A 21885-nucleotide genomic window follows, 5' to 3' on the forward strand; every position below is an offset into this window, starting at 1 on the left:
TAGCGCGCGTCCAAGATGAGATACGGATAGCTTTCCTCGAGCCGCTGCGTGAAGAACGCCTTGAGCGCCTCATCCAGCCGCATCGTCGCCTCGCTCACCGTCGAGGCCGAGAAAGAGTGGCCGCACAGTTCCTCCGTCACCGCCTTCACCTTGCGGGTCGAAACGCCCTGCACGTACATCTCGACCAGCGCCGACACCAATGCCTTCTCCGAACGCTGGTAGCGCTCAAACAACTCCGTCGAGAACCGGCCAGCCCGATCCTGCGGAACGCGAAGCTCCAGCACCCCGACCCGCGTCACCAGCTTGCGCTCGTAATAGCCGGACCGGTAACTCGTCCGCTCCGCCGTCCGCTCGCCTTTCTCGGCCCCGATCGCCTCCGTCATCTCGGCTTCAAGAACCTCCTGCACGACACTCTGCAATGCCTGGCGAAAGCCGTCCTCATCCGACAACAGCAACGCTTTCAACTCGCCTCTGCTCAGTCTAACGTCTCGATTGGTCATGGCACTTCCCCTTCCACGGGAATCGGTGATCGCAACGTCACCACCGTGCCATGGCCGCTCGCCCCTCAAAGCAAGCCCCGTTCTCTCTCCAAAACTTTTTGCAGAACCTTCAGCACACTATCAAAAATCGGTTCTCAGAGGCAATCGACCTCGATAGATGCCGAAACCATGCGAAAAATATTCAGTGAAAAATCTGTTTAAAATCAACAGCGTAGATTTTTGACAGCCCCCATGTCGGCTTATTGTCATCTAAACCGAGAAATTTCGAGCGAAATCAGCTGCTTATGGTCCGTCGAACAATCGAGTGGGAGTGAGGGGGGCGTGCGGTAGAGTAGGTTGGAGTACTGTCGGATATATTCGGAAATTGTTGGTCAACGATAGGAGGCGATAGTTCGCGGGCGATTCTGCAAGAACAAGCAGCCGTTTTGCAGGTCGGCGATAGACCTTCGATTATGTGTAGGGATGCTCAAAGGGATCGATCCACCGCGCCGTTCACAGCACATGCTTTGGATTGGGATCGGAGCGCCGATCCAATTCCTCGGACAATAGACATCATGTTCCGTGGATTTGTATCATGGTCTAAGCCCCGGGGCGGGACCAACGAGACGAGCGCACGGCCGCCGAGCACAGCGGGGACGGCGCCGTAGCTGAATACGTTCTCGTGCCTCGCATAGTTTCAGAGTGCTCCCGCAATGCGTGGACCGTGCGCATGCCGTGCGCCAGATCCCTGTAGACTTAAGCGTGCCATGCTTCAGCAGCTTGGCCGACAGCGGACCCGAGTTGGCGAACGGCACAATTTGGTCGTCCTGCTACGCGACGAAGCGGACCACGCCACCATCCACCCGCAAAGCCGCGCCGGTGGTCGCCGAAGCCTGCTCCGAGCATGTGTAGATGATCATGTTGGCCACCTCATCGGTGGTCGCGAAGCGGTGGATGAGGCTCGTCGGACGCATCGCCTGCAGGAAGCCCTGCTCGGCTTCGTGCTGCGTGATTCCATTTGCGTCAGCCTGTTTCGCCATGAAGTTGCCCAGGATCTCAGAGCGGGTAGGTCCCGGCAGGACGGCGTTGACGGTGACGCCCGTGCCCGCGACCGCCTCGGCAAGCCCGCGTGAGACTGCGAGTTGAGCGGTCTTGGTCATGCCATAGTCGAGCATTTCCTTAGGGATGTTGACTGCGGATTCGCTACTTATGAACACGATGCGGCCCCAGCCTGTCGCCACCATCCGCGGCAGGTAATGACGGCTCGCGCGCACGCCACTCATTACGTTCAACTGGAAGAGGTCAAGCCAGTCCTCATCGGGGATATTTGCGATATCCTGGACGCCGTTGTAGCTCCGGATGTGTGCTGTACCGACGTTGTTCACAAGGATATCGGCGTCAGGCGCATGCGCGATCAAGGCCTTTGCCCCCTCCGCTGTCGCAAGATCAGCGGCGATACCCGAGATGTCGCTGCCGGGGAAGGCCTGCCGCATCTGCCGCACCGCCTCATCGACCCGAGCGTTTCCACGGCCGTTGACGACGACCGATGCACCGGCACGTGCCAACCCCTCCGCCGTCGCGCGGCCGATACCGGCGGTGGATCCGGTAACAATGGCCTTGCGGCCTTTGAGTTCGATATTCATCTCATTCATCTCCAAAATTAAACAGGAAGCGCAATCAATCCACTGTCGTCTTCGCTGTTTCCGCCTCCGCTGCGTGGGCGAGGCTTTCGACCCAGTCTTGGTGATACCGATAGAGTGCGCCGGGATGTTTGCGCCCGAGTTCATCGAGGAAGAAGGGGCCCTGCTGCGTTTCCTCGGTCAGCACATGGCAGCCATGGTCCGTAGGCGTGATGACCCAGCCATGGTATGCGCTTGAGCCGGTCTCGTCGCCATCAACTGTCGTCGCCCATGCGAGCCTGCGAAGGGGCTCGCATTCCGTCACGACCAGACTCATCGGAAATCCAACCGTCACACGGCTGTATCGCGTTCCGAGCGCCAGTTCCGGCTCCCCCGTCAGAATCTTGACCTGATCCTCGGCGGGAAAGTAGCTCGACCAATTCTCGGCTTCGACGAGCAGCTTCCAGACCGCTTCAGGCGGCGCCTTCACGTCAATGTCGTTGAGTGCGTAGATGGCCGACGTTTTCGGATCATATCGCTCGGGCCAAGTCACATGGTCGTACATCGATTACTGCTCCTTCTTGAACAAATCCTGGAAGATGAGCTGGCCCCAAGTGCGGCCGCGCGCGTGCACCAGCGCGCCACCCTCGTTGAGCTTTCCCAGCTTGACGGGTGCGAACCCGAGTTGTTTGGCCAAGGCCGCCACGGGAGCGGTCGCGTCCTCGTCGTCGCTCGACAGAAAGACGACACGGTGCCCGCCCTGGACGATCGGATCGGCAGCCAGAGTGGCCGCACCCAAATGATTGAACCCTTTGACGAGCTTGGCGCCGGTGAACGCCTTCGCGACGACGGCGGAGGATGGGAGACCGTCCAGCTCTTCAGGCACTGGAAACGCGTTCATCGCGTCGATGACTGTCTTGCCTTCCCAGCTCGGCAGAGCCTTCGCAACCTCGCGATGCTCCCCGAACGGGACTGCCAAGATGATTGTGTCGGCCTCGAGTGCATCCCGCAGCGACTTGGCGACTACCGTGGGTCCAATCGCCCGAGCCTGCGGCGCCAACGCCTCGGGCGGTCGGCGGCTCGCGACGGCCACGTCGATGTTTTTACGGGCGAAGGCGTGGACGAGGGCCTGGCCTATCTTACCGAATCCTACAATTGCGTAGCTCATGATCTTCTCCGATCCGTGTTGGTATTGATTTCCCCGGCCTTCAACGGCGCTGGGTTAGCGCGTCAGAGTTGCGCAAGACCGCCGTCAACGGCGACCTCGCTGGCAGTCATGAAGCTGCTGTCCGACGACGCGAGAAAGGCCGCCGCCGCCCCGATCTCCGCCGGATCGGCCATGCGCTGGAGCGGAGTCATCGAGGCGAAGACCTTCTGGCCCTCCTCGCCTAGCGCTTCCTTCGCTAGCTCGGTCGCAGTGGCCCCGGGCGACAGCACGTTTACCCGGATGCCGGTGCCCTTTAGGTCCTCCGCCCAGGTCCGCGCGAGGTTGCGCACTGCCGCCTTGCTCGCGCTGTAGGCGCTCATCCCCGGGGCGCCCGTGGTGCCAGCGCTCGATCCGGTCAGGATTATCGAACCGCCCTCGCTCATCAGCGGCAGCGCCTTCTGGATCGTGAAGATCGTACCCTTCACATTGGTGTCGAAGGTTTCGTCAATGTGCTCGGCGGTGATCTCGCCGAGCCGAAGCTGGCTTCCCGCCCCGGCATTGGCAAAGACGATGTCGAGGGTTCCACGCTCGGCCTTCACCGCAGCGTAAAGTCGGTCGAGGTCGGTCAGATCGGAGACCGAGCCCTTCACCGCGCGGGCATTGGGCCCGAGGTCGGCCACAGCGGCGTCGAGCGCTTCCTGCCGACGGCCGAAGATGAAAACGAAGGCGCCCTCCTCGATGAAGCGCTTTGCTGCGGCGCGGCCGATGCCGGTAGCGCCGCCGGTGATGACTGCAACCTTCCCTTCAAGCTTTCCCATGACTTATCCTTCCAGGCCTTCGCCTTTGGTTGTGCGGGGACACCCCCGAGAACCTCGAAATGGGTCCGCCGGCGTCAGTTGTTGAGTGCGGAAGCGCGCACATCGGTGGTGCGAAATCGATCCGGCTGGACGACTGACGCCAGCCGCGACGATCGGCGTCCGCCGTTCGGAATTGAGCCGCGCGCGTCGACATAGGCTATGATGACCGCCCGTACTGCTGTTCGATGTGTTAGATACGGGCTTTGGAAGGCGCACCGCGCGGTGCCGGATTGCACCATGATCGACTGGGATGACGTTCGCTACTTTCTTGCCGTCGCGCGCGGAGGCTCGGTGCGGGCCGCCGCCGAGCGCCTCGGTGTGAACCACTCGACCGTGCTGCGACGTGTCGCCCAGCTCGAGGAACGCCTCGGGGTGCACATGTTCGAAAAGCTGCCTTCGGGCTACCGCCTGACGACTGCGGGCGAGGAGGTCCTCGAGTTCGCGGACCAGATGGAAGTGTCGTCGCACCTGCTGGAGACGCGCGTCTTCGGGCGCGACCAGAGCGTGCGCGGGCTTCTGCGGGTGACGCTGGCACCGCCCCTCGCGACACACCTGCTCATGCCGGACTTCGCCGACTTCGCGCGTCTGCATCCGGACATCGAGATGGAAATCTTGTCGTCCGGCGAGCTGGCAAATCTGACCAACCGAGAGGCCGACGTCGCGATCCGCGTCGTCTACGACCGCAAAACCCTGCCGCTCAATCTTCACGGCCTGAAGGGACCGGAGCTGTTCGGCGGCGTCTATATGTCCTGCGATCGACTAGCCGCGTGGCGTGCGGGCGCACCTGATCCCATCCGGTGGATCGTCATAAGCATTCATGGAATTCCGGAATGGGCCAGCGAGGGTGAGGTTCGCACCACGGCGGTTCCCTTCAGGACCACGGACGCCGAGGCGCAGATCGTTGCTGTACGGCAAGGGCTCGGGATCACGACACTGCCCTGCTTCGTCGGCGATGCCGACCCCCTGCTGGCGAGGGTGCCGGGCACCGACCTGCACATGTACGGAACGCTCTGGCTTCTCACACAGGGGGAGACACGCAAGACGAAGCGCGTGCGGCTCTTCACGGAGTTCGTATCCCGCAGGCTCGCCGCGTACGCTCCGCTTCTCGCGGGGCTGTCCATATCGCGTGACTGACGCCTGGCAGGTCGCCGATGGCGCTGTCTCGAGCGGTCGACGGCCGTCAGAAAGAAATCGACCGATTGATACCGATAGTCGCCGAAACCGAGCAAATCGTGGACCGTCGAAATTGGTGTTTGAAATCAAGAGCGCAAATTTCTGACGGATCGCAAGAGGGTTCTTTGTCATGCGCAAAGGATTTGCGATGCCAAATCAGCGAGTTACCATAGCAATGAACCATCGAGTGGGAATGAGGGGGAGTCTTAGCGAGCTGCCGAGAGCAGAGTGGCGGAAGCGATAATACCCCGGCAGATGTAGGCGATTGTCCTTGCATGGTGGCCTCTAGTCCCTCAAGGCGACGAGAAGGGCCATTCTCGGCGTTGAAAAAACAATTGCTCTTTGAAGACTGTGGCGCGTACAGCTATTTCGAAATCCCATGATTGGTATGAGAAGCTTCGCCCGAACCGCGCCGCACGAATGATGACGCGCAGCGCAACCAAATTGGGGAGGATTCAAAATATTAGTATGCGATGTTTGATTGTCACGGCTCATCCACTCAATCCAAGCCTTTGCCAAACGCTTTCGAACGCAGCTATCGACACCCTGGTGGATGCGAAGCACCAGTGCCGACATGTTGATCTGTATCGATCTGGCTTCTTCCCGGCTCTTACACCGGCGGAGCGTGCGAGCTACTATTCCGGATTCGAGACCACAGAGGTAGCTAAAGAGATTGAGGATCTTCTCTGGGCCGAGACTATCGTCTTGATTTTTCCCACGTGGTGGTTCGGACCTCCAGCTATATTGAAGGGCTGGTTCGACAGGGTATGGGTGCCTGGTATTGCATACGATCACGCAGCCGATCTTGGTGCCATACAACCGCGACTTCGCCAGTTAAGGAAGGTGGTTGCAATACAACTTTGGGCTCACCTTGGTGGGTCGATTGGCTGATCCTCAGGCGGCCAGTGCGGCGTGTTCTCAAGACAGCTATTCTGAATACCTGTGCTCCTCAAGCCTCGCTTACGTTCCTTTCATTTTACAAGGTTGAAAGTCTGCCTAGGCAAGGCGTCGATGCTGCGATAAATCGCATTAGATCAACGCTACAGCGTCTATAGCTAAGCCCCGTCACAATGCTCCTTTTCCTTGAAGGGCGCACGTAGAGCAATGCCCGTGGGGACAGCGCGGCTCGTGACCGCTGCCCTTATCGGTATGTACGCGCATCACCATCGGTAGATGGCAGCACCGCGGATATCTACCGTCACGACATGGCATTCCTGGGCGCAGCCGCCACCGGCATCATCAACGAGGTGCGCGGCATCAACCGCGTCGTCTATGACGTGACGAGCAAACCGCCAGGCACAATCGAGTGGGAGTGAGGGAAACGGCGATGATAGGCGGCTCTAGCGTAGAATTTCGCAGAAAATACAATGATTTGCGGGCAGGGCAGACTGCTAGCCAGGGCACCTTATCAATGGAATTGACAAACCTATCAAGTCGTTTGAAATCGTTAAGTTTATCGGAGCGCCTGGCGCGGCTCCCAGCTTGTAGCAGATCACTCTGACGGTACTTTTGACGGTACTTTTCGTATCCGACAGAGCATTCTAAAAAGTACCGTCATTCGTTTTTGGGATTTGACGGTACTTTTCTGTGCGTCAACGCTTTGAAATATAACGAAAATTGCCCGTAGCATGACATTTCTGCGCTGACGGTACTTTAGTTATCGACATACATAGTTTCAGCTTTGGCTGCGGTACCGATCGATGTTCCGGACCCGATAGCATATGGTCGGATGGCACCGTCGCATCACCTATCAAATGTTGTCCCGACTGCTGCCGGATCTGCGATGGAGAGAAGCGTCGACCGCATCCAGGCGGGAGCTTGGACCGCGGTAGATGCGAGCGTCTTTTTATCGTTGGGAGAAAGATGAGGTGCCGCGATCTGTGCAAGCTCGGCCGCGCGCGCCGGCCCAATATGACGAAGCGCCTGGATACGGTCCCGGCCAAGCTGCCCGGAGCAATCAAATGCTTATCCGCCCGCGTGGTCGTTGCCACCGTGCGCGGCGATGAACATGGCGACGGCCGACCGGCAATAGGATTCGATTTCGTTGTCGTCTTCTGCTCTCGCCTGATCGAAGCGTGCGATAATCAGGAGATCGGATCCTTTGAAAAGCGCGGCAAACAAGCGGGCGGACCGGAGAGGATCGGGCACGTTCAGAACCGCCTTCGCGTGCAGCTGGCGCAACAGGGCCTCGATTTGGGCGATGACATGGGCGGGGCCGGCTTCGTAATGGAGCTTGCTTAACGACTTTTGATTCGTCTTGTCGGCCATGACCATGGCTTCGACACTGCGGACGTCTGATCTCAACAGCGTGCGAAGCAGTGATGATCCCACCGCCATGAGCTGATCGTCGACCGAACCGTCGACGTCTTCAAGAAGGGCCTGTGGTGCAAACAACTGATGGCAGCCGGCCGCGATGGCCGCGCTGAACAGCGCCTCCTTGTTCTCGAAGTGCCGATAGATGCTGAGCTTGGATATCTTCGCCCGCTGGGCGACCTTGTCCAATGTCGTCGCTTGAAAACCCAATTCCACAAAGAGTTCGCAAGCGGCGTCGAGTATCGTTTGGCCAAGCGCCTCGTTGGCGGGCCGGCCGCGCCGGCCCTGGCTGTTTTCGGTCACGACAATTCCAGTCCTTGACAGTATCCTAATTCTTGAATTACGATACCATGTAGTTTCCGAAATGTGCAAGCTAGCGGGTGGATTTCAACCTGTCCTCCAAATCAAGTTTCCCCGGGCCGCCCGGCGATATCGAATGCGGCATTGTCCGGCCGGCCAACACAGTGATGGGCGTCTTTCTCGCCGATGCCGAAGCCCTGCTCGCTGCCCGTCTCGAGCGCGTATCGCTGGACGATATTTCGCGCCAGGCCCAGCCCACTCCCCTCCATCAACAACACGGAGCCCATCACCATGGATGACGTCATCATCATCGGCGGCAGCTTTGCCGGTCTCGCCGGCGCCCTGCAGCTCGGCCGTGCCCGCCGCAAGGTCACAGTTCTCGATACCGGCCTGCCGCGCAATCGCTTCGCCGGCCACTCGCATGGCCTGCTCGGTCACGATCACAGGCCACCGCTGGACATCCTGGCCGAGGCGCGGCAGCAGCTGGCGCGTTAACCCACGATCAGGCTGGTCAGTGCCCGGGCCGACAGCGTCTCCGGCGCCATCGACGATTTCTCCGTCCTCACTGGCGATGGCGAAAGCCTTGGGGCGCGGCGCCTGATCCTGAGCTATGGCGTCGCCGACCAGATGCCTGATGTTCCGGGCTTTGCCGAAAGCTGGGGCACGTCCATCGTACCCTGCCCCTATTGCGACGGCTTTGAAGCCGCCGGCCAGCATTGGGGCCTCGTCTGGTCCGGCCCGCAGTCGCACAATTATGTCAGGCTGTACCACGATTGGACCGACACGTTGACGCTCTTCGCCGATGGTCACGACATTCCACCCGATATCCGGGCCGATCTGGCGCGCCGCAACATACCTGTCGTCGATGGCCGGATCACCGAGATCGCCCATCACGGGGGCCATATCGCCACCGTCAATCTCGATACCGGCCGCAATGTCGCGGTCGACATCCTGTTCGCCCATCCGCGCAACAAGCCGTCCGCAAGCCTGCATGAATCACTGGGCCTCGCCACGGTCGATACGCCCCTCGGCATCGCCCTCAAGGTCGACGAGCGCCGCGAAACTAGCATTCCCGGCATCTACGCCGCCGGCGACCTCGCCAACCCCCTCATGGCCTCGGTCACCCTGGCAACATCGCATGGCGCGACGGCGGGTATCTCCGCCCAGCAGTCGATGCTGGTTTGAGAGCACAGATTCCCTTCTCCGGTTGCCGCGGGCTATCATATTCTGAAGGTTGCGGGCCGGTGCCACGGAACGCGGGGCCCCTCTCCCCTGAGGGACGTCTTTGGCCGGTCAGCCGTCTCGAAGGGGCAGTTGAGCAAAACGATTCCTAGGCTCAGGCCGGTCCGCAAACGGTCCCAAAAAGACCCACAGGCTTTCCACAGGTTATTCAACCTCCCCCGGCCCCCTCCGGGAAGAAGTTCAGCAAGTGGAGGGCGCGACATTGCACCTTGAACCGTGCTGTCGCGTCCTCGGAGCGGGTGGGTCTTGAGGTGTCCAGTTTATGCTGCCGGGAGTGTCCAGTTTGCACTGCCAGCGGTATCCAGTTCACCTACAAACGGAGAGGGATGGCGCTTGGATGACGCTGCCGCGGCGGGTCGCGTTGTGGCGCGCTGTGCTATGAAAGTTAGTGACGGTACTTTCTTGGTTCGCTGTGAAACCCACCTGAGTTGCCCAAAGTGGGTCGGGAAAGGCGATCGACTTCGATAGATGCCAAAACCGCACAAAAAATTTTCGTGCTATTTTTCCATTTGAAATCAAGACTGTAACGTTTTGACGGCCCATGGGTCGGCTTCTTGCGCGGCAACGAATAAAAAACCTAGCTATATCAATGGCCTAACTAGATTTAGAACAATCGAGTGGGAATGAGCTCAAATTCGGTCCGACGGACGTTAGGGTGTCGGGTGGGTTGTGATCAGGCGGGGAACGTACGTCACTCTGATCGCGTCCTCGCCAACCCGGTCGCTGGCCACGAGACGCAGCGTTGAAGTGGCGATGGAGCGCCTCGCCCGGCATCGGCAGCCCGGGCCCGCCCTTGGCGCCAGCGACATAGCCGTCGAGCGACTGCATCATTCCGAACACAAGCTTCGCCATGCACAGGCTCCTATCGATCGACGACGATCCGAAGGGATCGCATTCATTTATACCTCGCCCTTACTTCGTCGGTTCGTTGGCTGCACACATTCTCTGACCTGTTCACGTTGGCCGGTAAATCTGCGCCACCGCGGCCCCCGGAAAGGCTTTCGAGCTCACCAGCTTGAGAGACATCGGCGCGGCGAGTTCGGAGAACAGCGGCAGGCCTTTGCCCAGCGCCACGGGGCCACCATCAGGGCGAGCTGGTCGACCAGTCCTTGGGCGACGAGACTGCGGGCGAAGCTCACTCCGCCGTGGGCGATGATCGGCTTGCCCTCTTGGGCTTTCAACTTCGCGACTTCCTCCGCCAAGTCACCGCTCGCCACATAGGCCTCCGCCCAACTTTCACCACCGGGCTGCAATTTCGCCGGCTGGTTGCGGCTGAGGCAACTGCCGTCCGCCAGGTGGCGAGAGGCATGTGAGACGAAGCCGGTGCACGCCGACTGATTTGATTTCCCAAGACCGGATACGGGTCTTTCCGTAACGGCGCCAATCAGCTTATCGATTTTTCTCGGCCTGGTTCTCCTTTCGTCGCACCGAGGCGGGTAAGCAGATTGAGCGTGATCCTGCCGACATCGTTCATGGCGCCTGCGGCTGGCAGCGCGCCGCACCAGGCAACCGAGCTTGCGGAAAAGATCAAGCCGCCTGCTGCGAGCTTTCGCAGGGTCATTTCGGCGCAGCGGCGGGCGATGCGTTGCTTATCCCCGCCCTCATACCAGCGCGTCGGATCCTGGAAGAAGCTGTCGGGAAATCCCGTCGCCCGCGCGATCACGACGGTGTCAGCGGAAGTGCCGAGGGCTGGATACGTCGCATCCACTTCGTAGCCCGCGGCACCGCCCAGCACCATGCCGTCGGTGCCGAAGGTCGCATTTTCAACGCCTTCGAACAGCCATGCGCATCCTGCTTCATGGCTTTCCTCAGTGCGCGTGAAGGGGCGTGCGCCATCGAAACCCATCAATGAGATTGCACCGCCGATCAGCGAGAATTCGCCTCGGCCGCGGCAGCGGAGATAGCCGCCTGGTTCGTTGGTGATCGACAGCGCCTGTTCGGCGACAGGGCCGTCCCAGGTGCGGCCGGCCTCCAGCGGCGAGCGCCGCAACTCCATCAGGTCGTCCTTGAAAGCCACAGTGGCAGCAAAGCCGTTTCCGCCGAGATAGGCGATGCTGCCGCCTTCGGCCACAAACTGCCGCAGCGCCTGCTCCATCTCGATCGACATATATTCGGGATGACTGCCGGTGACGACGGCTTGATGTCGACGCAAACCGTCTATGCCGCATTCGTGCAAATCGTGATCGGTCATGACGTCAAACACGATTCCATTGTCGTGGCAGAATCGGAGGAAGTGCAGATCGACCGGCAAATTGTGTGGGCAGCCGCAGAGCGGATAATCGTAATCGTCCCTGAGCGTCACTTTCGGCTTTTTGTAGGAGCAGATGGAAACACCGCTAAGGTCGGAATGGTAGTCGTAAAGGGATTTCAGATTGTTGGCGATCGCGAAGCGATGTCCCCGGTCGTCGCCTTTCCATTCATAAAGATGATCCGGGAGATATTCGTCCGCATAAGCGAGATAGGTGGCCGTCGGCACGAGATACAACAGCGGCGACGAAACCTGTGAAGAGGTGACGAAGAACACCACGCGTTCGTAGCCACCCTCCCATTCGACCTGGAACGCGTAGACGCCTGGGTGTGCGTTTTCAGGGATCGTCGCGCGGTGCGATGCCGGCCACTCAAGCGGGCCGATATCGTCGTCGTGGCAATGGATAGCGTCGTAGTGCGACGGCACCAAGCGAGGCTCGAAGCTCGATCCGTCCCAGCGTGCCGAAGTCACGCAGAAGGCTGGCTGATTGATCACGTCGAGGAGCAACGGATCTGCTCCGCCCGACGACAGGATCGGCTGCGTTGGTAACAGCGTCGGGAAATCCCAGGCAATGGTCCCGTGTGGGGTGTCGAGCCGGATCGCAGCAAATTTCGCGTTGAGGGTAGGTTCGTGGTTGGTGGCACTTGCGCCGAAATGGATGCCGTGCGCCTGGAGGTTCCGCGCCGGGCCGCCAAAACCTTCATGGAGTTCGTAAGGCGCGAGACGGTCATGGGATTTGATGCGCAGACGCGATTGTTCCTGCCGCAGGTCCAACTCGACGGTGAGCCACACACCAGTTGGCGCCTTCTTCTCGACAAAGGTTTCGTCACCGATTTTCACGACAAATGCGCCGTCGCGGAGGCGCAGCCCGAGGGCGCCTGCCTCCAGGATCGTGCGCGCACCTTCGTTGCGCGTGAGGAACAGCTCAAAACGTATGACGTGGACGGCTTGTACTTTGGCCAGTTCGCCGGCTCGCACGAACAGGAACGACCCCTGGTCGAAATGCCGATGCCGTGCTTCACCTATCGTTTCGATGGGCCAGGCGAGAAATTCCGGAGCCGGCTTGTCGAGCCGGCAAATTCGTGTGGCCTTTATCGGCCGATCGCATGACAGGCTGAGGTTGATCCGCTGGCCTGCTTTGGCACTCCAGGGGGTGGTATAGCCGACCACGCTCATCGCGTCGTGGTCTACTGCGCGCTTCATCTATCCCCTCCCGATGAACTCCAGATGGGGCGAACCGCGTAGACCGGTCCGATGTCGGTCAATGCGCTGCCGCTCTGACAAGCAAAGTTCCGCATGGCGCACTACAGCCATGATGTACATGCTTGTATAGATAAGCTGCATTCGGATAGTCTCGACGCGATCGGTCCAAGCGCGACATTACCAAGGAGGATGACATGCGCAACGCATCTCTCTTCGATCTGTCAGGCAGGAAGGCGCTTGTAACCGGCGCAAGCCGTGGCATCGGGCGCAGCATCGCCGAGGCGCTCAGCGCGGCCGGCGCCGACGTCGCGGTCGCGGCGCGCAGCGTGGCCTCGCTCGAGAAGACGATGGCCGCCATCCGCACCGCCGGCGGGGTCGCGCACGCCGTCGCCCTGGATGTCACCGATGTCGACCGCTGCCGGGCGGCGACAGCCGAGGCCGGCAGCCTGCTCGGAGGTCTCGATATTCTCGTCAACAATGCGGGGGTGGAAGAGGTCCGGCCTTCACTCGATGTCGACGAGGCCTTGTGGGACCGGATTGTCGATACGAATCTCAAAGGCGCCTTCTTCTGCGCCCAAGCCGCCGCGCGGCAGATGAGAGACGCCGGACGGCCCGGCGTCATTATCAATCTCTGCTCGCTGACCTCCGAGGTTGGGGTTCCCACGGCGGTGCCGTACGGCTCGTCGAAATCAGGCCTCCTCGGCATGACGCGGGCGCTTGCTGCAGAGTGGGCCGATCTCGGAATCCGGGTCAACGCCATTGCGCCTGGCTATTTCAGAACAGCGATGACAGACGTGTTCTACAGCAACGAGGCATGGCAGCAATCGATGCTCGCCAAGATTCCGCAGCGCCGTTTTGGTGATCTCTCGGACCTGCACGGAATCGCGGTGTTCCTCGCTTCGGATGCGGCAGCCTACATAACCGGCCAGTCCATTCCCGTGGATGGAGGCTTTCTCGCATCGATTTGAAGGCTTCAGGGGCCGGAGACGTGTCCCAGAAGTGATCGACAAGCGCTAATCGTAATTGCGTTCTAACAAAAGGAGCCGCCATGTCTGACGTCAGCTTCCACCGCCTGTCATCCCTCAGCGTCGATCAGCGGGCCAGTTTACTGAAACGCGCCGAAGGAGATCTGTCTTCCTTCATCGAAAAGGTCCGTCCAATCATTCAGGCCGTCAAGGATGAAGGTGACGCGGCACTGCTCCGGTTTGCACGCGAACTCGACAAAGCCGATGTTGCCGACGGTGGACTGAAAGTTTCGGAAGCGGAGTTCGACGCGGCATTCGACAAGGTCGAAAAGGATGTCGTGGAGAGTATCCGGTTCGGCATTGAGAACATCCGGCATTTCCACGAGGAGCAGCGCCCGGAAACGATGTGGCTCAAGGAAGTTCGGCCGGGCGCCTATGCGGGTGACCGATACACACCGATTGCTTCCGTTGCGCTTTATGTGCCGCGCGGCAAAGGCGCCTTTCCCTCGGTGACGATGATGACCTCGGTTCCGGCGGTGATTGCCGGGGTTCCCCAGATCGCGATTGTGACGCCTGCGACTTCGGATGGTTCCGTCGACGCCGCGACGCTGGTTGCTGCCCGCATCGCCGGCGTGGAGACCGTGTACAAGTGCGGCGGCGCCCATGCGGTCGCCGCCGTCGCCTATGGGACCGAGACCGTGAAGCCTGCCGTCAAGATCGTCGGGCCGGGGAGCCCCTGGGTGGTGGCGGCAAAGAGCGTGTTGTCCCCGATCATCAACACAGGTCTCCCCGCCGGTCCTTCCGAAGCGATCATTTTTGCCGATCACAGCGTCGACGGCGGCTTGGCCGCTCTTGACCTGTTGATCGAGGCCGAGCACGGGCCGGATTCCTCGGCCTACCTAGTGACGCACAGCCGCAAGGTCGCCGAAGCCGCGTTGATTGCGATACCGGAACACTGGTCCAGGATGAGCGAACAGCGTGTGGAGTTCTCACGCGCGGTGCTGACTGGGAAGCGCGGCGGCATCGTGCTGACCGAGTCGCTGGAGGACAGCTACCGGTTCATCAACGACTATGCGCCGGAGCACCTCGAGATTCTGTCAGCGGAGCCATTTGCGCATCTCGGACGTATCACGGAAGCTGCCGAGATCCTCATGGGTCCGCATACGCCGGTGACCCTCGCCAACTTCGTCCTGGGACCCAATGCGGTGCTGCCGACCAGCCGGTGGGCGCGAACCTTTGGACCGCTTTCCGTGACGGATTTCGTCAAGAGATCGTCGGTCGGCTATGTGACCTCGGCGGCCTATCCGGAACTCGCCCTGCATGCCCGCAGGCTCGCCCGCTACGAAGGATTCAGCTCGCATGAGAACGCGGTTTCGGAGATCCGCGATCGCTATCTCGCCGGCTGAGCGGAAACGATGACGATGAGGGCGGCGCGGCTCCATGGACCCGGCGACCTGCGCGTCGAGGATATCGCCGCGCCAGGCGCTCCCGAGCCAGGCTGGGTGAAGCTGAGGGTCGATGCCGCAGGCATTTGCGGTTCCGATCTCCACAACTTCCGCACGGGCCAATGGATAAGCCGATCGCCGTCCACGGCCGGCCATGAGCTGACAGGCACGGTGATTGCCATCGGCGAGGGCGTGGATACCGTCGGTGTTGGCGACCGAGTGGTCGCCGATTCCCGTTTCTGGTGCGGAGAATGCGCGCAATGCCATGCAGGCAAGCGGCATCTTTGCACGTCGCTGGGCTTTGTCGGCGAGATATGCGACGGCGGATTTGCCGAACAGGCGGTCCTGCCCGCACGCCTCCTGCACATCGTCGATGCCGTGCTTGACGAACGGGTCGCGGCGATGGCCGAGCCGCTGGCTGTAGCGTTGCACGCAGTGCGGCGTCTGCCGAAAACGGCCGGTTCCGTTCTTGTCGTCGGCTGCGGGACCATTGGCGGGCTTGCCGCACTGCTGCTTTCCCGGACATTCGCAGGTACCGTGCTCGTCGCCGACCGCAATCAGGGCCGCTGCGCCCGCGTGGCGCGGGTCACCGGCGCCAGCATCGTCGATTTGAACCGGAACGCCATCGCCGCCGCCACCGCGGATGCCCCCTTGCTCGCTGCCGTCGAAGCGACCGGCAGCATCGCAGCACTCGGCCAGTTGCTCGGCGTTCTCGACGCCGGCGGCACCGTTGCGATGGTCGGCATATTCCACGGCCGCCTCGATATCGATCCCAACAGCCTGGTTGAACGCGAAATCGCATTGCTGGGATGCCACGCCTTTGCCGATGAGCTTCCCGACGCCATCCGGATGCTCGGCGAATTGACCGAGCCCATGGTCGAACTGATCGACCGGGAGATCGGCCTGGATGATGTTCCCGCAGCCTATAAGCGGTTGTTGGCGGGACAGGGCGATGGCTTGAAAACAATCATCCGGATGCGGTCTGCCGGGCGCGTGTGATTTCCGAACCTTGCCGGAAAGGATTTTTGTAATGATCACTTTGCCCGACACCGCCAGCCCTCTTTACGAGAAGGTCAAGGACTACATCCTGACGAATATCGGAACGGGGCGATGGAGCAAGGACCGCAAGCTGCCGTCCGAAAATGAATTCGTGGCGACACTCGGCGTGTCTCGGATGACGGTCCATCGTGCCTTGCGGGAGTTGACCTCTGCGGGTTTTCTGATCCGGCTCCAGGGCGTCGGCACATTCATCGCGCCGCCTCGACCGCAATCCGCACTGATCGAGATCAACAACATCGCGGCGGAAATTGTCGCGCGGGGAAACAGGCATCGCTCCGAGGTTATCGTCCTCGAAAAGATCACGCCGACAAAGGAGCTCGCGCTTTCGTTTGAGTTTGCAAAGCGCGTGTCGGTCTATCATTCCATCGTCGTCAACTTCGAGAACGACCTGCCTGTGCAACTGGAAGAGCGCTTCGTCAACCCGGGCCTGATACCCGACTATGACAAGCAGGATTTTTCCAAGACAGCGACCTACGACTACCTCATGCAGAAAACCCCCGTGACGGAGGTCGAGCACATCATCTCGGCGACCCCTGCCGATGCCGAGACGGCGCGGTATCTGGGCATCGACGTCGGCAGCTGCTGCCTGTTTCTGCATCGCCGGACATGGACGGGCGCCGTCGTTGCCACGATCAGCAAGCTGACTTACGTTGGCAGCCGCTACTCGCTTGGCAGTCGATATTCTCCATCCAAAAAAACCTGATCGCAGTGAAGCGAATCAGAGTCGGAAGGAGCGGGCTAACTTGTATATGCATGTATGTATTTAGCCTTGACATCCGCTGTTGCTGACGTTGAAGTGTCGTCGCACTTTCGTTGAACGGACAGCTAAGATGCCGAGGCACGGTGCCGCAAGAGCAGAAGCCCGCATTCTCACCAGGCCGGATGTTTGGTTCAAAAAAGCGGCCTGATCATCAAGGGGAACAAGATGATGCGTAACCTAGCAGGACAATTTCGGGCACTCGTTATGGCTGCTGCCGTCGGGTTTGCCCCGGCGGTCTACGCGGCCGACACGACAATTCCGGCGACGCCTGAGGCAGGAACATTCAAGATAGGCATCGAGCCATGGCTTGGCTACGGCCAGTGGCACGTCGCCGAAGCCAAGGGTCTGTTCAAGGCAAACGGGCTGTCCGACGTGCAGATCGTGAACTTCGCCGAGGACAAGGACATCAACGCCGCCCTGGCGAGCGGCCAGCTCGATGCCGCCAACATCGCGACCCACACGGCTATGGGCATGGTTGCGGCCGGCCTGCCGGTGAAGATCGTGCTTCTGCTCGACGTCAGCATGACGGCGGACGCCATGATCGCCGGCAAGGACATCGCCTCCGTCGCCGACCTCAAGGGCAAACAGGTGGCTTTCGAGGAAGGCACGACGAGCGACATCCTGCTCAAATACGCGCTCGCCAAGAACGGCATGTCCATCGCCGATGTCCAGCCGGTTCCAATGCCGGCGGCGGATGCCGGCAGTGCGTTGATCGCCGGCCAGGTCCCGGTCGCGGTTACCTATGAGCCCTATCTCACCGCGGCCAGGGCACAGAACAAGGACGTCAAGCTGCTCTTCACCGCAGGCGAAGATCCCGGCCTGATCAGTGACGTGTTGGTGGTGCGCGATGAGGTGATCAAGTCGCGTCCCGGCCAGGTGCTTGCCATGATCAAAACCTGGGATGCGGCCCTGAAGGCTTACAATGCCGACACGCCCGACGGCCGGGCGATCATCTCCAAGGCGGTTGGTTCGAGCGTCGAAGACCTCAACACCGCCTTTGATGGCGTGCGTTACTATACTCTCGCCGAAAACAAGGATGCGCTGACGGGCGAATTTTCCACCAAGACATTCGCCGATGTCGAGGCAGCGGCCAAGAACGCCGGGCTGCTTCAGGCGGACGTGACGCCGGAGCAGATGATCGACCCGTCATTCGTCAAGGCCGCGAAATGACGAGGGCCGGCTCGCGGTGGTGACGCAAATGTCCGAGCAGCGTGCGACCAAGCCAAGCCCGTCTCACGCAGCGCCGGGGCACGTGATCAAACAGCCGATGCGCCGTCGCCGATCCTCCGGGATCGGCGCGCCCATCGCACGCTCGCGCTTCCTGATGATAGCAGTGGCGGTTTTTGCCGGCCTCGGCCTCGCCTGGTGGGCGGCAACGGGGTTGGGGCTGGTAAAGCCGATTTTCCTGCCCTCGCCGGGGAGCGTGGTGACCCAGCTCGGCAAGCTCTCGGGTGACGGCACGCTGTGGCTGGATCTCAGGACCTCGATATACCGTATTTCTGTTGGCTTCCTCATCGCCTCGGCATTGGCGATTCCGATTGGCGTGCTGATCGGCAGCTTCAGGACTTGGGAAGCGGCGATCGAGCCGCTTGTGGATTTCATCCGCTACATGCCGGTGGTCGCTTTCGTGCCCCTCTCCATCCTGTGGTCGGGGACCGGCGATGCCCAGAAGTTCCTGATCATCTTCATCGGCACCTTCTTCCAGCAGGTGCTGATGATCATGGACAATGTGAAGCGGGTTCCCGCTGATTTCATCGGCCTTGGCAGGACGCTCGGCCTGCCGGATCGCAGGATCCTGACGCGCATCGTGGTTCCCAGCGCCTTGCCAGGCATCTGGGACACGTTGCGCATCAGTCTCGGCTGGGCATGGACGTGGCTGGTGTTGGCGGAACTTGTCGCGGCGACATCAGGGCTCGGCTACCGCATCACCGTGTCCCAGCGTTATTTCCAGACAAACACCATCATCGGCTACATCCTGATGCTGGGCGTGCTTGGCCTCATTACCGACCAGGTCATGAAGGCACTGGGAAAAGTGCTGTTCCGGCAGGAGGGCCACGTGCAATGAGGCCGGGCCGATGAGTTTGCCCAAACTGCGGATCGAGGGTCTCCACAAGAGCTTCGGCACGGGCGCGCGGCGCACGGAAGTGCTGCGCGATATCAATCTCGATCTTGCCGACAACGAGTTCGTCTCGCTGGTGGGCACGTCGGGTTGCGGCAAGAGCACGCTGCTGTCGATCGTTGCCGGACTGCAGGATTTCGACGCGGGAGATCTTGCCATCGATGGCGCGCCAATCCTGCAGCCGGGCCTCGACCGCGGCGTCGTCTTCCAGTCCTACACCCTGCTTCCCTGGCTGACGGCGCAGCAGAACATCGAGTTCGCCCTCAAGGCCGCGGGTCATGATCGCGCGACCTGCCGCAGGATAGCACGCGAGCATCTCGATCTGGTCAAGCTCCCTCACAGCGCCAATCGTTATCCGTCTGAGCTTTCGGGCGGCATGAAGCAACGGGTGGCCATAGCGCGTGCTCTTTCCTATCGACCCAAAATGCTTCTGATGGACGAGCCCTTTGGCGCGCTCGATGCCTTGACCAGGCATCAGATGCAGGAACTCCTGACGCAGATCTGGGAGGAGCACAGGCTCACCGTGCTCTTCGTCACCCATGATGTGGAAGAAGCCGTCTACCTGTCGGACCGCATCGTCGTGATGGGGATCGGCCCGGGACGCATCATGCAGACCTTCAATGTCGATATCGAGCGCCCGCGCCGGGAAGAGGTCATGGAAACCCCGGCCTTTATGGATTTGCAGCGCAGCGTACACAAGGCGATCCGCGAGGCTTCAAAACGTCCCGAAATGGTTTAGGCGAGCCACTCAATTACTTACAATCGGCGACCAGCGTTGCGCCCAATCTCGATATCGCGCCATCGCGATTCCTGACCAGACGAGCCGCGATCGGCGGCTTTCTCCTCAACCTCGAAAAAAATTTGCAGGACAATGTCGATTTCCTAAACTCCGTTCGTCGTTTCGATGCCGGCCGGTGAGTCCGGCTCAACAAGGAGACAGACGATGCGTGTGATGGTGCTCGTGAAGGCAACCGAGGACAGCGAAAAGGGCTTTGTCCCCACGCCCGAGGCGAAGGAGGCGATGGAGGCGATGGGCAGGTTTAACGACGAGCTGCGCAATGCCGGCATCTTGCTCGACGCCGATGGCCTCAAGCCCTCCTCACAGGGCAAGCGCGTTGCGTTCGATGGTCCCCGCCGGACGGTCATCGACGGGCCTTTCGCCGAGACCCGCGAACTGGTCGCCGGCTTTTGGCTCTGGGAAGTCAAGGACATGGACGAGGCGGTCGCCTGGGTGAAGCGCTGCCCCAATCCCATGCCGGGACCGAGCGAGATTGAAATCCGGCCGCTGTACGAGATGGCTGATTGGCAATGGGAATCTGATGCCGGAGGTCGCGGAAATCCATGACCGGGCGCGTGAGAAGCTTAGCGGCAACTGAACCTGTCGGCCGCAACCTGCTTTGCCTTCGTTATGGCTTTGGCCGATAAGGCAGCATGACGGCAGGCGAGACGCAGCAGGCGATCGAGGCGATTTTTCGCATTGAACGGGCCCGGCTCATCGCGGGCCTGGCCCGCCTCGTGCGCAATGTCGATCTTGCAGAGGAACTGGTGCAGGACGCCCTCGTCATAGCCCTATCCGAATGGTCCAGGACCGGCGTTCCGGCCAATCCTGGCGCTTGGCTGATGACAGTCGCCAAACACCGCGCCATCGATGCGATCCGTCGCGACAAGATGCGCGAGCGCAAGCATGAGGAGATCGCGCGGGAGCTGGACGGCGAGTGCGACGGTACGGCCGAGGGAAACGAAATGGCCATGAACGACGATCTTGGCGACGAGCTGCTGGGTCTCATCTTCACAGCCTGCCACCCCATACTTTCGGCCGACGCCCGCGCGGCCCTCACGCTGCGTGTCATCGGCGGCCTGACGACGGACGAGATCGCCCGTGCTTTCCTGTCGAGCGAGGTGACGATCGCCCAGCGCATCGTCCGCGCAAAGAGGACGATCGGAAAGGCCGGGCTCAGCTTCGAAGTGCCGCGCGGCGCCGAGCGTGCGGCGCGTCTGTCCTCGGTGCTGGAGGTCATCTATCTCATCTTCAATGAAGGCTATGCCGCCACGGCAGGCGACGACCTTGTCCGGCCGAGCCTGTGCCTGGAGGCACAACGGCTCGGCCGCATGCTGGCGGGGTTGATGGCCGAGGATGCCGAGGTGTTCGGCCTGCTGGCTCTGATGGAAATCCAGGCATCGCGCCTGCCGGCACGCATCGGGCCGGACGGCGCCCTCTTGACCCTGACCGAGCAAAACCGCGCGCGCTGGGACCAGCTGCTGATCCGCCGAGGCCTTGACGCGCTGGCCCATGCCGAAGCCCTCGGGGGCGATGGCCCCTATGTGTTGCAGGCCGCGCTTGCAGCCTGTCACGCGCGGGCGCGCAGTCCGGCCGACACCGACTGGCCCCGCATCGCAGCGCTCTACGACCGGCTGCGTGCAGTGATGCCCTCGCCGGTGGTCGATCTCAATCGAGCGGTCGCCCACAGCATGGCCTTCGGGCCCGAAGCGGGCCTGCGGCTGGTAGACGAGATTGCCGACGCCGCCGCCTTGCGCAATTATGCGCCATTGCCGGCGGCGAGGGGCGATTTTCTGTTTCGGGCCGGCCGGCTGGCCGAGGCCCGCGCCGAATTCGAGGCTGCGGCCAAGCTCACCCGCAACGTGCGCGAGGCGGCCTTTCTCCTCGCCCGCGCAGACGCTTGTGGTTGACAGCATCGCTCTCCGTGCCCGACGCGCCGCTCGGCAACATCGAAAGCCGCCAGTTCGCTCCCGGCCAGCTCCCTTCAATGAGCGTGATCAGCTCGCAACGCGAAGGGATTAACGATGCGCAAGCCTTCGTCGAGCGCCATTCCGTGCTGCATGTCCTCTGACCAGAGTGTATCGCAGCCAGCGTGAACCGCCGCGGAGACGATCATCGCGTCATAGGTGGAAAGGCCGTACCGCTCGGCGAGCCTCAATCGGTTTATTCATTTTGGAG

At 61.1% G+C, this 21885-nt stretch carries 20 protein-coding genes and 4 pseudogenes; 14 read left to right on the forward strand and 10 right to left on the reverse strand.

The window, feature by feature from the left end; all coding sequences use genetic code 11:
- From NKH90_RS08640 to NKH90_RS08665, 6 genes and pseudogenes are all read right to left on the reverse strand, one after another.
- Positions 1-500 (reverse strand): transposase (locus NKH90_RS08640; protein ID WP_352818820.1); only part of this gene is annotated, 500 nt, incomplete at its 3' end.
- 693 nt (positions 501-1193) lie between these two features.
- Positions 1194-1306: pseudogene (locus NKH90_RS08645) on the reverse strand (alpha/beta fold hydrolase); the annotation flags it as partial.
- A gap of 3 nt (positions 1307-1309) precedes the next feature.
- A complete protein-coding gene (locus tag NKH90_RS08650; protein ID WP_352818823.1) occupies positions 1310-2122 on the reverse strand; it encodes an SDR family NAD(P)-dependent oxidoreductase in 813 nt (270 codons plus the stop codon).
- 34 nt (positions 2123-2156) lie between these two features.
- A complete protein-coding gene (locus tag NKH90_RS08655; RefSeq protein WP_352450990.1) occupies positions 2157-2663 on the reverse strand; it encodes an SRPBCC domain-containing protein in 507 nt (168 codons plus the stop codon).
- 3 nt (positions 2664-2666) lie between these two features.
- The gene (locus NKH90_RS08660) at positions 2667-3266 is read right to left on the reverse strand and encodes an NADPH-dependent F420 reductase (protein ID WP_352818826.1); all 600 of its coding nucleotides are present in this window, start codon (positions 3264-3266) and stop codon (positions 2667-2669) included.
- A 62-nt stretch (positions 3267-3328) separates the two neighbouring features.
- Complete coding sequence (locus NKH90_RS08665) at positions 3329-4063, reverse strand: SDR family NAD(P)-dependent oxidoreductase (RefSeq protein WP_352473458.1); 735 nt, start codon at positions 4061-4063, stop codon at positions 3329-3331.
- A 276-nt stretch (positions 4064-4339) separates the two neighbouring features.
- On the opposite strand from NKH90_RS08665, the gene NKH90_RS08670 reads away from it, so the two are divergent.
- The 3 genes and pseudogenes from NKH90_RS08670 to NKH90_RS34800 all read left to right on the forward strand — a co-directional run.
- Positions 4340-5236: a LysR family transcriptional regulator gene (locus tag NKH90_RS08670; RefSeq protein WP_352502130.1), complete on the forward strand. Its 897-nt coding sequence runs from the start codon at positions 4340-4342 to the stop codon at positions 5234-5236.
- Between the two features lie 507 nt (positions 5237-5743).
- Positions 5744-6166, forward strand: a complete 423-nt coding sequence (locus NKH90_RS08675) for an NAD(P)H-dependent oxidoreductase (protein WP_352819153.1) — start codon at positions 5744-5746, stop codon at positions 6164-6166.
- A gap of 260 nt (positions 6167-6426) precedes the next feature.
- Positions 6427-6591, forward strand: a pseudogene (locus NKH90_RS34800) (GMP synthase (glutamine-hydrolyzing)); the annotation flags it as partial.
- A 649-nt stretch (positions 6592-7240) separates the two neighbouring features.
- Here NKH90_RS34800 and NKH90_RS08690 read toward each other — a convergent pair.
- Positions 7241-7891: a TetR/AcrR family transcriptional regulator gene (locus NKH90_RS08690; RefSeq protein WP_352818829.1), complete on the reverse strand. Its 651-nt coding sequence runs from the start codon at positions 7889-7891 to the stop codon at positions 7241-7243.
- A 101-nt stretch (positions 7892-7992) separates the two neighbouring features.
- Positions 7993-8181: a hypothetical protein gene (locus NKH90_RS08695; RefSeq protein ID WP_352818832.1), complete on the reverse strand. Its 189-nt coding sequence runs from the start codon at positions 8179-8181 to the stop codon at positions 7993-7995.
- Between NKH90_RS08695 and NKH90_RS08700 the strand changes: the two are divergent.
- Positions 8180-9073 (forward strand): annotated as a pseudogene (locus NKH90_RS08700) (NAD(P)/FAD-dependent oxidoreductase). The gene NKH90_RS08695 and the pseudogene NKH90_RS08700 sit on opposite strands and share 2 nt — an antisense overlap.
- Before the next feature lie 1190 nt (positions 9074-10263).
- Here NKH90_RS08700 and NKH90_RS08705 read toward each other — a convergent pair.
- Together NKH90_RS08705 and NKH90_RS08710 are read right to left on the reverse strand one after the other, a co-directional pair.
- A pseudogene (locus NKH90_RS08705) lies at positions 10264-10632 on the reverse strand (hypothetical protein); the annotation flags it as partial.
- Positions 10515-12554, reverse strand: coding sequence for a N,N-dimethylformamidase beta subunit family domain-containing protein (locus NKH90_RS08710; RefSeq protein ID WP_352818835.1), 2040 nt, complete (start codon positions 12552-12554; stop codon positions 10515-10517). The pseudogene NKH90_RS08705 and the gene NKH90_RS08710, both read right to left, overlap by 118 nt.
- Before the next feature lie 221 nt (positions 12555-12775).
- On the opposite strand from NKH90_RS08710, the gene NKH90_RS08715 reads away from it, so the two are divergent.
- The 10 genes from NKH90_RS08715 (at position 12776) to NKH90_RS34805 (ending at position 21778) form a co-directional block, all read left to right on the forward strand.
- Positions 12776-13549, forward strand: a complete 774-nt coding sequence (locus NKH90_RS08715; protein ID WP_352473450.1) for an SDR family NAD(P)-dependent oxidoreductase — start codon at positions 12776-12778, stop codon at positions 13547-13549.
- A gap of 80 nt (positions 13550-13629) precedes the next feature.
- Complete coding sequence (hisD, locus tag NKH90_RS08720; protein ID WP_352502137.1) at positions 13630-14952, forward strand: histidinol dehydrogenase; 1323 nt, start codon at positions 13630-13632, stop codon at positions 14950-14952.
- 15 nt (positions 14953-14967) lie between these two features.
- Entirely contained in the window at positions 14968-15990 is a 1023-nt protein-coding gene (locus NKH90_RS08725) for a zinc-dependent alcohol dehydrogenase (RefSeq protein ID WP_352819155.1), read from the forward strand.
- A gap of 31 nt (positions 15991-16021) precedes the next feature.
- A complete protein-coding gene (gene hutC / locus NKH90_RS08730; RefSeq protein ID WP_352502138.1) occupies positions 16022-16753 on the forward strand; it encodes a histidine utilization transcriptional repressor HutC in 732 nt (243 codons plus the stop codon).
- A gap of 225 nt (positions 16754-16978) precedes the next feature.
- Positions 16979-17980, forward strand: coding sequence for an ABC transporter substrate-binding protein (locus NKH90_RS08735; protein ID WP_502893732.1), 1002 nt, complete (start codon positions 16979-16981; stop codon positions 17978-17980).
- 97 nt (positions 17981-18077) lie between these two features.
- Positions 18078-18875 (forward strand): ABC transporter permease, encoded by a 798-nt coding sequence (locus tag NKH90_RS08740; protein ID WP_352819157.1) that lies wholly within the window; start codon positions 18078-18080, stop codon positions 18873-18875.
- Between the two features lie 10 nt (positions 18876-18885).
- The gene (locus NKH90_RS08745; protein WP_352451005.1) at positions 18886-19668 is read left to right on the forward strand and encodes an ABC transporter ATP-binding protein; all 783 of its coding nucleotides are present in this window, start codon (positions 18886-18888) and stop codon (positions 19666-19668) included.
- A gap of 204 nt (positions 19669-19872) precedes the next feature.
- Positions 19873-20274, forward strand: coding sequence for a YciI family protein (locus tag NKH90_RS08750; RefSeq protein WP_352451006.1), 402 nt, complete (start codon positions 19873-19875; stop codon positions 20272-20274).
- A gap of 86 nt (positions 20275-20360) precedes the next feature.
- On the forward strand, positions 20361-21617 hold the full coding sequence (locus NKH90_RS08755) for an RNA polymerase sigma factor (RefSeq protein ID WP_352818839.1): 1257 nt from the start codon (positions 20361-20363) through the stop codon (positions 21615-21617).
- The gene (locus NKH90_RS34805; protein ID WP_502898807.1) at positions 21614-21778 is read left to right on the forward strand and encodes a hypothetical protein; all 165 of its coding nucleotides are present in this window, start codon (positions 21614-21616) and stop codon (positions 21776-21778) included. The genes NKH90_RS08755 and NKH90_RS34805 overlap by 4 nt, the downstream gene beginning before the upstream one ends.
- Positions 21779-21885: the final 107 nt, after the last annotated feature.

Source organism: Mesorhizobium sp. M0898, assembly GCF_040319695.1.
Lineage (GTDB): Bacteria > Pseudomonadota > Alphaproteobacteria > Rhizobiales > Rhizobiaceae > Mesorhizobium.